Source organism: Nocardiopsis sp. B62 (assembly GCF_018070675.1).
Lineage (GTDB): Bacteria > Actinomycetota > Actinomycetes > Streptosporangiales > Streptosporangiaceae > Nocardiopsis > Nocardiopsis prasina.
This window is the reverse complement of record NZ_JAGPXK010000008.1, coordinates 63,653-77,236: the sequence shown is the minus strand read 5'-3', so window position 1 is coordinate 77,236 and position 13,584 is coordinate 63,653. Positions and strand designations below refer to the sequence as shown.

The following is a 13,584-nucleotide window of genomic DNA, read 5'->3' as shown; positions in this document are numbered from 1 at the left end:
GAAGCGTGGATAGAGTCAGATCAGAACAAACCAGCCAGACATGGACAGTTCTCCCCGTATTCGACGGCCGTGAGGGGGAACAGATACGCCGTGCGCGCTGCTGACCACATACGGAATACGACGCAGGATGACGAGCCCCGGACCGCCGTCGGCGCGGGCCCGTCGCCGTGCGCTGTGGAATCCATGTTCGCGGAGAAGAAGGAGCAAGGACCAATGGGTTCGGTACGTGTAGCCGTCGTGGGTGTCGGCAACTGTGCGGCGTCGCTCGTCCAGGGTGTGCACTACTACAAGGACGCCGATCCGGAGTCACGGGTCCCCGGCCTGATGCATGTCCAGTTCGGCCCGTACCACGTGAGCGACATCGAGTTCGTCGCCGCCTTCGACGTGGACGCCAAGAAGGTCGGGCACGACCTCGCCGACGCGATCACCGCGAGCGAGAACAACACCGTCAAGATCTGTGACGTCCCGCTGACTGGCGTGACCGTCATGCGCGGCCCGACCTACGACGGTCTGGGCAAGTACTACCGCGAGATCATCCAGGAGTCCCCCGAGGACGCCGTGGACGTGGTCGCCGCCCTGAAGGCCAGCAAGGCCGACGTCCTCGTCTCCTACCTCCCGGTGGGCTCCGACGAGGCCGACAAGTTCTACGCGCAGTGCGCCATCGACGCGGGCGTGGCCTTCGTCAACGCGCTCCCGGTGTTCATCGCCTCCGACCCCGAGTGGGCCGAGAAGTTCACCAAGGCGGGCGTGCCGATCATCGGCGACGACATCAAGTCGCAGATCGGCGCCACCATCACCCACCGGGTGCTGTCCAAGCTGTTCGAGGACCGGGGTGTGATCGTCGACCGCACCTACCAGTTGAACTTCGGCGGCAACATGGACTTCAAGAACATGTTGGAGCGCGAGCGCCTGGAGTCGAAGAAGATCTCCAAGACCCAGTCGGTCACCTCGCAGATCCCCCACGAGCTGAAGGCCGGCGCGGTGCACATCGGTCCCTCCGACCACGTGCCGTGGCTGGACGACCGCAAGTGGGCCTACATCCGTCTCGAGGGCCGCGCCTTCGGTGACGTCCCGCTGAACCTGGAGTACAAGCTGGAGGTGTGGGACTCCCCCAACTCCGCCGGGATCATCATCGACGCGGTACGCGCCGCGAAGATCGCCAAGGACCGCGGCATCGGCGGCCCGATCCTGGAGCCCTCCTCCTACTTCATGAAGTCGCCGCCGGAGCAGTACAGCGACGCCGAGGCGCACACCAAGGTCGAGAACTTCATCGCGGGCGAGTAGCCAGCGATCCGCCCGGGGCCCGTCGGCCCCGGGCACCCTCTCCGGGACACGTCCAGTCTGTGGGCGTGTCCTTCTTCGTCTGGGCCGAACTGCTCGCGCTCGGCTTCTTCCGGGGCGCCATGGCCACCCCCTGGGAGCCGTGGCCACCGCCGGGACGAGCGCCCGGATCGGCGAGAGCGGATGAGTCGCCGGTCTGCTCGCCTCGGCCGCCGTCGCCCCGCTGCTGTTCGGCCCGCCGTTCTCCCCGGCCCTTCCCGATCGCCGCCCCGGTCCTGGGCTTGGTGTCCCAGGCGTTGAGGGTCACTGTCGACACGCTGGTGAGGCGACATGTCGACGTACCCACCGGGGCCGGGGGTTCTCCGTCCACGACGTGCTGTGCGACGCCGCGTTCGCACCAGGTGCGGCGATCACCGCTGGCCTGGTCCCGACGTCCGGGGTGAGTGTCCCTGTGGTGTGCGGGGACGGTCCGGCCCACCTCCCGATGGGCGCGGCCCGGACGGTGCGCGCCCGCCGCCCGCGCGCGGGGACCGTTCGCAGTGTTCGGGCCGGCGCCCCCACCCGGAAAGTCCCGCGCCCGCGGAGGGTTCGCGGCCGGATACCGCCCCGGGCGGGGCAGCGGCCGGGGTGGACGTGTCGACATTTCCACCAGTCGACGAGTCGACTGGTTCCGCCTCCCTCTGGTCCTATCCCCCCGCGCCCTGGACCACGGGCTGCTCCTCCGTGGTCTCCCGGTACGGGCGCAGCCCCCGGGCCCGGTAGTTGGCGAGGGCGTGGTCCCCGTCCAGAGAACAGGTGTGCAGCCACACCCGGCGGGTGGCGTCACGATCCGGCCGCCGGGTGCCCAGGTCCCACGCGCGGCGCAGGGCCTCGGTGAGCATGTGCCCGCCCAGCCCCCGGCCGAGGAAACCGGGCAGGAGGCCGAAGTAGACGACCTCCACCGCTCCCTCGGGCTGGGCCTCCAGCTCCGCGTAGCCCGCTGGCGTGCCCCGGTCGTACAGGACCCACGTCTCCACGTTGGGGTCCGCCACCTGGTCACGCCACTCCTCGGTGCTCCAGGGGGCGCGGTCGATCCACTGGTAGTCGCCACCGACCGTCGTGTAGAGGAACCGGGCGAACTCGGGTCCGGGCACCTCCGCGCGGACGAAGCGCACGGAGCCCTCGGGCTCGCGGCCGGGCCTGAGCTCGGCGGGGTCGGTCGACTCCAGGTACCAGGTGGTGATCGTCATCGCGCCATCCTCGCACCGGAGGTGTCGCCCCGGTCTCGCGGGTCCTTCCGGGAAAGGGGGGAGGTCAGGCCCCATGACCACGAGTCGACAAGTCGCCATCTCCATGAGTAGTCAAAACTTCACTTAAAGTAGTGTCCCCGCAGGCATTCGCGCACGAGCAGGGGATGGTGGCCATGAGCGGCGGCTTCGGACCGGGCGGTTCTTCGAACGGGTTCGGCAACGGGCCCGGGAACAGAGGGGTCGCCAAACGGATCGGGGCGGTCACCCGACAACTCCCCGCCCGGGGCGACCGGCTCCTCGACGTGGGCTGCGGCCACGGCGCCCACACCGTCGGACTCGCCGCGGGCTACGTGCGAGTGGACGCCATCGACACCGACCCCGCGCTGCTCGACGCACTGACCGGACGCATAGCCGGGACGAGCCTGGAGGACCGCGTGGGGGTACACAAGATGGCCCCCGAATCGCTGGCCTTCGACACCAACACCTTCGACCGGGTCACCGCGTTCGACGTGATCGAGCACCTCGACGACCTCGACGGCGCCCTCAGCGAGATCCACCGGGTGCTCAGGCCCGGCGGCGCGCTGTCCGTGACCACGTCCAACCGCTGGTTCCCCTTCGAGACGCACGGGGTCCTCTGGGGCGATCGGCGGCGCTCCGCCCTCACCGCCCCGTTCCTGCCCTGGGTTCGGCCCCTGCACGTGCGGATGTCGGACACCCGGTCCTTCAGCAGCCAGGAACTGGGACGCCTGCTGCGCGGCCACGGGCTCCGCGTGCGCGCGATCGACTACCTCATGCCGTCCCTCGACCGCCGTCCCCCGGCCGCGCGCGGCGTCTCGGACACCCTGGAGGGCACCCCGCTGCGGGTGTTCGGCGCGGGGATGGCGGTCACGGCGATCAAGCCCGGGCTCTGAGCGGCGGCGCCCTCCGGCGCCCCGCCCCGCGCGGCCTACCCGTCCTGGCGGCCGTCCTGCCCCAGGTGGTCGACCGCCCAGGAGCGCAGCTCCTCGACGACCTTCTCCTTCTCCATGGGGCCGTTCTCCAGGCGCAGCTCCAGGAGGTACCTGTAGGCCTTGCCCACCAGCGGACCGGGCTTCACGCCCAGGATCTCCTGGATCTCGTTGCCGTCCAGGTCCGGGCGGATCCGGTCCAGCTCCTCCTGCTCGGCCAGTTCGGAGATGCGGCGCTCGATGTCGTCGTAGGAACGCGCGAGCGCGACGGCCTTGCGCCGGTTGCGGGTGGTGCAGTCGGCCCTGGTCAGGATGTGCAGGCGCTCCAGCTGGTCTCCGGCGTCCCGGGCGTACCGGCGCACCGCCGAGTCCGTCCACTCGCCCCGGCCGTAGCCGTGGAACCGCAGGTGCAGCGCGACCAGCGTGCTCACCTGCGAGATCACGTCCTTGGAGAAGCGCAGCGCGGACAGCCGCTTGCGGGTCATGGAGGCGCCCACCACCTCGTGGTGGTGGAAGGTCACCCGGTTGCCGCCCTCGAAGGCGCGGGTCCGGGGCTTGCCGATGTCGTGCAGCAGGGCGGACAGGCGCAGCACGAGGTCGGCTCCGTGACCACGTCGGCGCTCCAGGTCCATGGCCTGGTCCAGGACGGTGAGCGAGTGTTCGTAGACGTCCTTGTGCCGGTGGTGCTCGTCGATCTCCAGCCGCATCTTGGGGATCTCGGGCATGACGTGCTCGGCGATGCCCAGATCCACCATGAGTTCGATCCCCCGGCGCGGGTCCGGGCTGAGCATGAGCTTGGTGAGTTCGTCCCGGACACGCTCGGCCGAGACGATGGACAGCCGGTCCGCCATGCCCCGGGCGGCCTCGGCCACCTCGGGCGCCAGGGAGAAGCCGAGCTGAGCGGCGAAGCGGACCGCGCGCATGATGCGCAGCGGGTCGTCGCTGAAGGAGTCCTCCGGGCGGCCCGGGGTCCGCAGCACCTTGGCCCTGAGGTCGGCGAGCCCGCCGAAGGGGTCCACGAACTCCCGGCTGGGCAGGTGCACCGCCATCGCGTTGACGGTGAAGTCACGGCGCAGCAGGTCGTCGTGGATGTTCGTCCCGTAGGCCACCTCGGGCTTGCGGGACTTGGGCGAGTAGGCCTCGCTGCGGTAGGTGGTGATCTCCAGCTGGAGTCCGCGCTTGCGCAGGCCGACGGTGCCGAACTCGATGCCGACGGTCCACACGGAGTCCGCCCAGCCGTCGATGAGTTCGAGGACGCGCTGGGGAACCGCGTCGGTGGTGAGGTCCACGTCGTTGGAGTCGCGTCCCAGGAGCGCGTCGCGGACCGGGCCACCGACGATGGCGAGCTGCTGGCCCTGGGCGTCGAAACGGTCGCCGAGCTCGTCGGCGACGGGTTGGATCGAGTCGACCAACGCGGCGACCGCCGCTCGCTGCGCGCCGCTGAGTTCACCCGCGGGCGGGCTCACCTCTGCGGACGGGTTCTGGGCGGCGTCGTTCTCACGCGAAGGCTCTGTGTTCGGCACACCACGCAGGTTAGGCGGCCGCACGGGGTGTCCGCGAATCAAGTTTGGTACCCCTGCGGGCCTGTGGCGGCCCTGGTGTCGGGCCCCGGTGGATGAAAGGGTGGGTCGATCACGTCCCCGAACAACGGTCCGCGTCAGAACCGGGGTTCGGGGAACGCGGTATCTTCGGGTGGAGTGGTGGCATGTCACGGTCAGTCCGAGGCCACCAGCCCCGCTTGGGCCGAGCGAGCCGCGCGGGCACCCCGACCGACCCCGCCCCACCTTCCGTATCCCTGGCGGGACGGACACCTGGACCCGAATCAGGAAACCAAGCGTTGCGTCGAACTGCTTCCGCGGCCGCGGTCATGGCCATGACCGCCGCTCTGCTTCCGATACCGGCCACCCTCTCTCCCGCGTCGGCCGAGCCCGACGAGGAGGGTTCGGCCGCCCCGCTCGTCGTGGACCGGATCACCCCGGACTCCGTGGACGAGGACAGCACCCTGCGCGTGGCGGGCGAGGTGACCAACACCACCGGGGAGACCGTCGAGGACGTCACCGTCCGCATGCGCTACTCCCGGCACCCCTTCACCTCGCGTGACGAGCTGGACGACTTCTCCACCGGCGAGGACTGGCAGCCCAGCTCCTCCGGGCCCGACGAGGAGTTCGAGGGGGAGCTGGAACCGGACGGCACCCTGGAGTACTCGCTGAGCACCGCCGCCGACGACCTCGGGCTGACCTCCTACGGGGTGTACCCCATGGTCATCGAGGCGGTGGACGGCGACGGCACCACCCTCGGCTCGCAGTACACCTTCCTCCCCTACACCGGTGACGACGACGTCCCCAGCCTGGACCTGGCCTGGGTCTGGCCGCTGATGGACTCCCCCCAGCGCGCCGACGACGACACCTTCCTCGACGACGAGCTCCATGGCTCGGTCGGCGCCGACGGGCGTCTCGGACGGCTCCTGGAGTCCGGCGCGCAGGTGCCCCTGTCCTTCGAGGCCGGGGACGAGGACCTCGTCGAGGAGCTCGGGCTGGAGGAGGACGAGGAGGACCCGGACGAGAGCTCCCCGACCGCTGGCGAGGAGGTCACCGCCGAGGAGAGCGCCGACTCCGTCTCCCCCGAGGCCACCGAGGAGGGCGCCGACGAGGACGAGGCCCCCTCCGACGCACCCGACGAGGAGGACGAGGGCGAGGAGGAGGAGACGCCGTCGCGCACCGAGGGGATCCCGGTGACGTGGTCCGTCGACCCCGGCACCCTCGACGACATCCTCCGCATGGCCTCGGCCGACCACGAGGTCCTGGAGGGCGCGTTGGACGACCCGGCCAAGGAGCCGGGCCGCCGTGACCAGCCCGCGGACCCGGCCGCCCAGGTGTGGCTGCGTGAGGCCCGCGGGGTCCTGGCCGCCGACACGGTCGTGGCCTCCCCCTACGCCAGCGCCGACCTGGTCGCGCTCCTCCTCAACGACATGGAGGGTGACGCCGAGGCCTCGCTGAGGCTCGGCCAGGAGTCCGTGGCCCGGGCGCTCGAACTGGAGGCGGACGACCGGTTCGCGGTGCCTCCGGGCGGACTCATGGACGAGCGCGTCCAGGAGCTGTACACGGAGCACGGAGCCCAGCGCTTCCTGCTGTCCGAGGAGGGACTCCCGCCCGCCTCGTGGATCTCCACGACCCCCGGCGCCGAGGCCCCCCTGCCCGCCAGCGGCGACGAGGCGGAGGGTGAGGAGCCCTACGCCCTGGTGAGCGACTCCGGCCTGACCGACGTGCTGTCGATGCCCTCGTGGGAGCCGGGCGAGTCCGCCCTGGCCCTCCAGCGATTCGCCGCGGAGACCGCGATGATCGCCGGGGAGAGCGGCGCGGGCGACCGCGTGGTCGTCGCCGCCCCCGAACCCGGTTGGGACCCCAGCCCCGAGTTCGCCTCGGGCGTGCTGAGTGCCACGGACGACCTGCCCTGGCTCTCCCCCGAGCGTCTGGACCGGGTCGAGCTCCCCGACTCCAAGGACCGGGAGGAGACCCGCCAGGACCTGGACTACCCCGACGACGCCTACGGTGACGGTCTCAGCTCCACCTACCTCGGCCAGATCGAGGACGTCAGCCGGGACGTGCGCCTGTTCAACAGCATCCTGGTCGGTGACAGCGACCCCTTCCGCCCCGCGCTGGTACGCCTGGAGTCGGTGCACTGGCGGGACCGTGAGGCCCTGGCCGGAGCCACCCGCACCCTGGTGGTCAAGTCGGTCCAGAGCCGCAGAGAGGACGTGCGCGTCATCCCGGGCGAGCCGGTCACCCTGGCCAGCAGCACCGGGACCACCGGCGTGCTCGTCGCCAACGACCTCCAGGACGAGGCCGTCCACGTGTACCTGTCGCTGTACTCGGAGAACTCCGAGCGACTGAGCGTCGGCGAGTACACGCACCACTTCGAGATCGATCCCGGCGCCAAGACCACGGTCTACGTCCCGTTGTCGGCCCGGATCAACGGCAGCACGAACGTGCACGTCAGCCTCCAGAACGCCGACGGCGAGCCGATCAGTTCGCAGGACACGCTGATCCAGGTGAACGCCACGGGTCTGGGCACGCAGGCGCTGCTGATCAGCGGGATCGGCCTGCTGATCCTGATCGCGGCGCTGGCGCCCCGGGCCCTGCGCAAGTGGGCCCGCAAGCAGACGGCCAGGGCCGGTGCCGCCGAGACCGGTGCGACCGGGGACGGGCCGAAGGAAGGCGAGGAGTCCGCCGGGTCCCAGGACCCCGGCGAGCCCCAGGACGCCGGCGCAGCCGCCGCCACCAGCGAACCCGGGTCGGACACGCCCGAGGGCGACAAGGAGGCCGAGGGCACCGCACCGGGCGCCCCCGCCGACAAGGAGCCGGGCGACGGCGTCCCGGCGGACGACGGCGCCTCCGACGGCACCCCCTCGGCCAAGGACGACCCGGACGACAGCGGCTCCGGAAAGTGACCGCCACACCCTGATCCGCGGCGCCGTCCCCAGGCGCCGCGGCCCGAACCCTCCCCAGACGAAAGGAACCCTGATCCACGGTGGTCACCGACTCCCCGAACGGCGACGAACAGTCCTCCCGTTACACGCCCAAGCACAGCAAGCTCCCCCACGAGGGCGCCATGCCCGGTGACAGCGCCGTACGCCCCGCCGGTGGACCCACACCCTCGTACGAGGAGGGCGAGCTCCCCGAGGCCGAGGCGCCCGCCCAACAGGAGGACTCCGGCTCCGGCGGCATGATGCGGTCCAGCATGATCATGGCCGTGGGCACCATGGCCTCCCGTATCTCCGGGTTCGCCCGCACCATCGTGCTGGCCGCCGCCATCGGCACCCACCTGCTCGGTGACGCCTACCACACGGCGCACACGATCCCCTTCATCCTGAACGACCTGCTCATCGGCGGCCTGATGGCCTCCGTGGTCATCCCGTTCCTGGTCAAGCGGCGCAAGCGCGACGCCGACGGTGGCAAGGCCACCGAGGACCGCCTGTTCACCTCCATGGTGCTGGCGCTGCTGCTGGTGACCACGGTCGCGATCCTGGCCGCCGAGGCCCTTATCTGGCTGTACGGCTCCCGGTTCACCCCGTTGCAGTTCGAGGCGTCGGTCTACCTGGCCCGCTTCCTGCTTTCCCAGATCTTCTTCGTGGGCCTGAGCGGCCTGCTGAGCGCCATGCTCAACACGCGCGGCAAGTTCGGCGCGGCGGTCTGGGCCCCGGTGCTCAACAACTTCGTCATCATGGGCGTCGCCGCGATGTTCCTGGTCGTGGCGGGCCCGGGTCGCACCCCGGAGAACGTCTCCACCAACGAGCTCACCCTGCTGGGCGCGGGCACCGCCGCGGGCATGGCGCTTCAGGCCCTGGTGCTGTTCGTCGCCCTGACGCGGACCGGCTACCGCTGGCGGCCGCGCCTGGACCTGCGCGGTTCCGGGCTCGGCGAGGCGCTGCGTACCGCCGGGTGGATGATGCTCTACACCCTCCTGACCCAGGCGGGCCTGTGGATCACCACCAACATCGCCAACGCCGCCAACGTGGCCAGCATCGAGCAGGGCCTGGACGTCGGCGCCGGTATCAGCGCCTACAACCTGGCGTACCAGCTCTTCCAGCTGCCCTACGCGATCATCGCGGTCTCGCTGATCACCGTCCTGCTGCCCCGCATGAGCGCGCACGCCGACGACCACGACTGGGACTCCGTCCGCTCCGACTTCTCACGCACGCTGCGGATCTCCGCGTTCGTGCTCGTCCCCGTCGCCTTCGCGGTGGCGATGTTCGCCGAACCGCTGTCGGTCCTGGCGTTCGCCCGCGGCTCGGTGTCGGTCGCCGACGCGTCCGCCATCGGCCAGATCCTCGCCGTGATGTCGCTCGGGCTGCTGCCGTTCACGGTGTTCCAGCTCATGCTGCGCGTGTTCTTCGCCATGGGCGACACCCGCACCCCGGCCCTGATCGGTCTGGCCAACCTCGCCGTCCACAGCGGTCTGGCCCTGGTCGCCTACCTTCTCCTGCCGCCGAACCTGGTGGTCGTCGGCGTCGCCTCGGGCTTCATGATCTCGTTCCTCTCGGGCCTGACCATCGCCGGCCAGATCCTCAGCCGCCGCATCGGGGGACTTGACGGAAAGCACGTGATTGGAACATTGTTGCGGCTGCACCTGGCCGTCGTTCCCAGCATCGCGGCGGGCTTCGGTGTGCTCTGGTTCTTCGAGACGCGGGTCGGCGACGGTCTGGCCACCAACATCGGCGCTCCCCTGGTGGGCTGTGCCGTCGGTGCCCTGCTCTTCCTGGTCTCCGCCCGACTGCTGCGCGTCCCCGAGCTGAGCGCCGCCGTGGAACTCATCCGCGGCCGCCTGCGCCGTTAGATGCCGTGACCCCTTCCGGCCCCGCCCCCGCCGGAGACCTCCAGCCACAAGAGTCAGAAGAAGAGGACCACCCCACGGTGTCCAGCGATCACCCCCGTCAGTACGCCGACGGTCCGGATCCCGGTCCAGAGGAAACCCGCGAGCGCCCGTCCCGCCGTCACATGGTGATGCCCGAGGACGTGCTCGACGCCTACGAGCGGGCCGAACCCGGCACCGAGCCGGAGACCGGGCTGAAGACGCTCCGGGACCCGAGCGAGATCGGTGACGTCGGCACCGCGGACCGTGCGGGTCTGGAGGACGGCGACGAGATCGGCGGTGCCACGCACACCGGTCCGGGCAACATCGCCAAGTCGACCGCGATCATGGCGGTCGGCACCATCGCCTCCCGGGTGACGGGGTTCGTCCGCACCATCGTCCTCGCGGCGGCGATCGGCACCCAGATGCTGGGTGACGCCTACCAGACCGCCGGCATGGTGCCGTACATGATCTACGACCTGCTCATCGGCGGGTTGCTGGCCAGCGTGTTCGTGCCGTTCCTGGTCAAGCGGCGCAAGCTGGACGAGGACGGCGGGGACAGGACGGAACAGCGTCTGGTCACCCTGATGCTGCTCGCGCTGTTCGTGCTGACCCTGGTGTCGGTGCTGATCGCCGAGTGGTTCATCCGGATCTACGCGGGCGGGTTCAGCGGGGCCCAGTACGAGGTCTCCGTCATCCTCGCCCGCTACCTGGTGCTCCAGATCTTCTTCATCGGCGCCAGCGGCCTGGCCAGCGCGATGCTGAACGCGCGGAACAAGTTCGGCGCCCCCATGTGGGCGCCGGTGCTGAACAACGTCGTCATCATCGGCGTCTGCCTGTGGTTCCTGTCCCTGGCCGGGCCCGGCCGGACGCCGGACACGATCACCGCCAGCGAGCTCGCGCTGCTGGGCCTGGGCACAGCCGTCGGCCAGGTCGTCCAGGCCGCCGTTCTGGTCTGGGCGCTCGCCGCCGCCGGCTTCCGCTGGCGGCCGCGCCTGGACCTGCGCGGTTCCGGGCTCGGCGAGGCGGCCAGCGCGGCCTCGTGGATGATGCTCTACATCGTCGTCGCCCAGGTGGGCGCGCTCGTCTCGACCAACGTCGCCACCCGCGCCGGTTCGATGGCCGCCGACCTCGGCTACGAGACCGGTTCGGGCATCGCGGCGTACAAGTTCGCGTCGATGCTGTTCCAGCTGCCGTACGCGATCATCGCGGTCTCGGTGATCACGGCCCTGCTGCCCCGCATGAGCGAGCACGTCGCGGCCGGGCGCAAGGACCAGGTGCGGAGCGACTTCTCCCGGGGCTTCCGGCTCTCGTCGGTCCTGATCGTGCCCATCGCGGTGGCGATGATCGTCTTCGCCGTGCCGTTCTGCGTGATGATCTACGCGCAGGGAAGCACCAGCGCCGAGGACGCCGCTGCGATCGGTCGCATCCTCATGGTCTTCTGCGTGATGTTGATCCCCTTCACGCTGTTCCAGCTCCAGATGCGCGTTTTCTACGCGCTGGGCGACACGCGCACCCCGGCCCTGGTGTCGATCCCCTCCGAGGCCGCCCACGCCGTCACCGCGATCAGCCTGCTGTACTTCATGGCGGACAGCCCGCAGAACATCGTCGTGTGGCTGCCCGTGCCCTACGGTCTCTACTACGTCGTGGGTTCGATCATCATGTGGTATCTCCTCAACAGGAGGCTGAACGGGCTCGACGGCCGCAGGACCGCGGCGACCCTGTTCAAGCTGCACGTGGCCACGGTTCCGGCTGCCGCGTTCGGCGTCCTGATGATCTTCGCCCTCGGCGGCCTGCCGGGCGACGTGTGGCCCGCCCTCGCGTCGATGGTGGCCGGAGGACTGGTCGGTGCCGTACTGTTCGTGGTTGCCGCCAAGTTCCTCAATGTGACTGAAGTCACAGCGTTCCTGGATTTGGTCAGAACACGGCTGCGACGCCGCTGATCACCTGGAATGGATGACGTTGGGTGGTCGCGCCCGGGTACGCCCCGGAAGATGCGTGACCATCCGGTGTCCTCCAAAGAGGCTGTTCACGCGTCCTAGCATGGACAGACACCGCTTTACCGCCAGAGCATCGTTTATCCGAGCTGCCCGAAGGGAGGCTGGGGACAGCCGACAGCGCCGGACCCCCGCGCGTGCGCCCGTGACGGCGCCACGCGATCCACGGCACTGTCACCCGTCACTCCCATCATGAGCACCTTCCTGATCGAACCCGGGGCGAAGCTGGCCAACCGCTACCGACTCGACACCGTGGTGAGCGAGACCGGTGGCGCGACCCGGTGGAAGGCCACCGACGAGACGCTCGCGCGCCCCGTCGCGGTGTGGACCTTCGCAGAGGGATTCCCCCGCACGTCCGAGGTGGTGCGCGCCGCCCGGGCCACGAGCCGTATCCCGGACGCCCGCGTCACCCAGGTCTTCGACGCCGACGACACCACCCCCGTCCCCTACGTCGTCGAGGAGTGGGTCATCGGCTCCTCCCTCGCCGAACTCCTCGCTCAGGGTCCGATGGAGCCCGAGCGCGCCGCCGGCCTGGTGGCCGAGGCCGCCGAGGCCATCGCCGCCGCGCACGCTGGCGGCCTGCACCACCTGTGCCTGACCCCCGGCAAGCTCATGTGGAGCAGCGGTGGAGCGGTCAAGGTCACCGGTATCGGCGTGGACGCCGCCCTGCTGGGGAACAACGTGCCCCAGCCCGCCGCCGTCGACGCCCAGGGGCTGGGAAACCTGCTCTACGCGGCCCTCACCGGGTACTGGCCCGGCGGCCCGCAGAGCGGCCTGCCCGGCGCCCCCCAGGGCCCCATGGGCCCCTACCCGCCCGGACAGCTCAGACAGGGCGTGGGCGAACCCCTGGCCTCCATCACCACCCGGGCGGCCCTGCCGCAGCTGGTGGGACAGATGGTGCCCGGCCCGGCCATCACCAGCCCGGCCGACTTCTGCGCCGCCATGGCGGAGGTCCCCCGCCTCATTCCGCTGCCGGTCTCCCCGGCGGAGTCCGCGCCGCCCGAGCCCGGGACCTCCCGGCGCACGGGTGAGTTCGACGCCACCAACAACCAGCGCCGCACCAGTCGTACCGCCTCCGCTCCGGCCCGCGCCAGTGCGCGTCCGGCGCCCTCCCGCATGGACCAGAGGGCGGCGACCTCCCGTGAGGGGAGTCTGTCCACCAAGCGCGTCCTGGTCGGCGCGATGGCGGTGGTGCTGTTCGTGGCGGTCGTCGTCGGCGCCTGGTCGTTCGGGTCGATGATGAACTCCGGCACGGACGGCGAGGCCGACCCCAGCGTCAGCGCGACCGAGGACACCCCGGAGGAGTCGGACCTCAACGTCCTCGACATCACCGGGTCCGACGGGTTCGATCCGCTCGGCGACAACTCCGAGCACGGGCAGAACGCTCCCCTGGCCCACGACGGCGACCCCGGCACGGCCTGGAACACCGAGGGCTACAACGACCCGATGGGCACCGAGAAGTCCGGTGTCGGTCTGATCCTGGACCTCGGGGCGAGCCAGGAAGTGCACGAGGTCGACCTGACCCTGCCGCAGCAGGACTACGGGGTCCAGATCCGGGTCGGCGACAGCGACTCCGTCTCCGACGACGCCAGCCTGGACGCCAACCTTCCCTCCGCATGGGAGGGCCAGGTCAGCGGTGAGCAGACCATCACCCTGGACGAGGCCGCCACCGGCCAGTTCGTCCTGATCTGGTTCACCGACCTGCCCTCGGACGACGGACGCTTCCGTGGGACCATTAACGAGGTCGAGGTTCGCGGGACCTAGTTCTACTTTGTGGGGTAT

The 13,584-nt window shown here is 70.4% G+C and carries 8 protein-coding genes; 6 read left to right on the top strand and 2 right to left on the bottom strand.

What is annotated here, in order from left to right; translation table 11 throughout:
- Positions 1–213 precede the first annotated feature (213 nt).
- On the top strand, positions 214–1,284 hold the full coding sequence (locus tag KBX21_RS11345; RefSeq protein WP_049568135.1) for an inositol-3-phosphate synthase: 1,071 nt from the start codon (positions 214–216) through the stop codon (positions 1,282–1,284).
- A 683-nt stretch (positions 1,285–1,967) separates the two neighbouring features.
- On the opposite strand, the gene KBX21_RS11340 is transcribed toward KBX21_RS11345, so the two are convergent.
- Complete coding sequence (locus KBX21_RS11340; protein WP_210841861.1) at positions 1,968–2,510, bottom strand: GNAT family N-acetyltransferase; 543 nt, start codon at positions 2,508–2,510, stop codon at positions 1,968–1,970.
- A gap of 173 nt (positions 2,511–2,683) precedes the next feature.
- Between KBX21_RS11340 and KBX21_RS11335 the strand changes: the two genes are divergently transcribed.
- Positions 2,684–3,421, top strand: a complete 738-nt coding sequence (locus KBX21_RS11335) for a class I SAM-dependent methyltransferase (RefSeq protein ID WP_049568243.1) — start codon at positions 2,684–2,686, stop codon at positions 3,419–3,421.
- A gap of 35 nt (positions 3,422–3,456) precedes the next feature.
- Here KBX21_RS11335 and KBX21_RS11330 read toward each other — a convergent pair whose 3' ends face one another.
- Entirely contained in the window at positions 3,457–4,980 is a 1,524-nt protein-coding gene (locus KBX21_RS11330; protein WP_049568131.1) for a CCA tRNA nucleotidyltransferase, read from the bottom strand.
- Between the two features lie 344 nt (positions 4,981–5,324).
- Between KBX21_RS11330 and KBX21_RS11325 the strand changes: the two genes are divergently transcribed.
- From KBX21_RS11325 to KBX21_RS11310, 4 genes are all read left to right on the top strand, one after another.
- Positions 5,325–7,904, top strand: coding sequence for a DUF6049 family protein (locus tag KBX21_RS11325; RefSeq protein ID WP_210841931.1), 2,580 nt, complete (start codon positions 5,325–5,327; stop codon positions 7,902–7,904).
- Between the two features lie 80 nt (positions 7,905–7,984).
- Positions 7,985–9,790, top strand: a complete 1,806-nt coding sequence (murJ, locus tag KBX21_RS11320; RefSeq protein WP_049568126.1) for a murein biosynthesis integral membrane protein MurJ — start codon at positions 7,985–7,987, stop codon at positions 9,788–9,790.
- 161 nt (positions 9,791–9,951) lie between these two features.
- A complete protein-coding gene (gene murJ / locus KBX21_RS11315) occupies positions 9,952–11,748 on the top strand; it encodes a murein biosynthesis integral membrane protein MurJ (RefSeq protein ID WP_049568124.1) in 1,797 nt (598 codons plus the stop codon).
- Positions 11,749–11,994: 246 nt separating this feature from the next.
- Positions 11,995–13,566: a protein kinase family protein gene (locus KBX21_RS11310; protein WP_210841860.1), complete on the top strand. Its 1,572-nt coding sequence runs from the start codon at positions 11,995–11,997 to the stop codon at positions 13,564–13,566.
- Positions 13,567–13,584: the final 18 nt, after the last annotated feature.

Bases quoted from the DNA above. Each gene is read 5' to 3' on its own strand.
- KBX21_RS11335 (WP_049568243.1), top strand. From the start codon at position 2,684: ATGAGCGGCGGCTTCGGACCGGGCGGTTCTTCGAACGGGTTCGGCAAC.
- KBX21_RS11345 (WP_049568135.1), top strand. From the start codon at position 214: ATGGGTTCGGTACGTGTAGCCGTCGTGGGTGTCGGCAACTGTGCGGCG.
- murJ (WP_049568124.1), top strand. From the start codon at position 9,952: ATGGTGATGCCCGAGGACGTGCTCGACGCCTACGAGCGGGCCGAACCC.
- KBX21_RS11325 (WP_210841931.1), top strand. From the start codon at position 5,325: ATGGCCATGACCGCCGCTCTGCTTCCGATACCGGCCACCCTCTCTCCC.
- KBX21_RS11340 (WP_210841861.1), bottom strand. From the start codon at position 2,510: ATGACGATCACCACCTGGTACCTGGAGTCGACCGACCCCGCCGAGCTC.
- KBX21_RS11310 (WP_210841860.1), top strand. From the start codon at position 11,995: ATGAGCACCTTCCTGATCGAACCCGGGGCGAAGCTGGCCAACCGCTAC.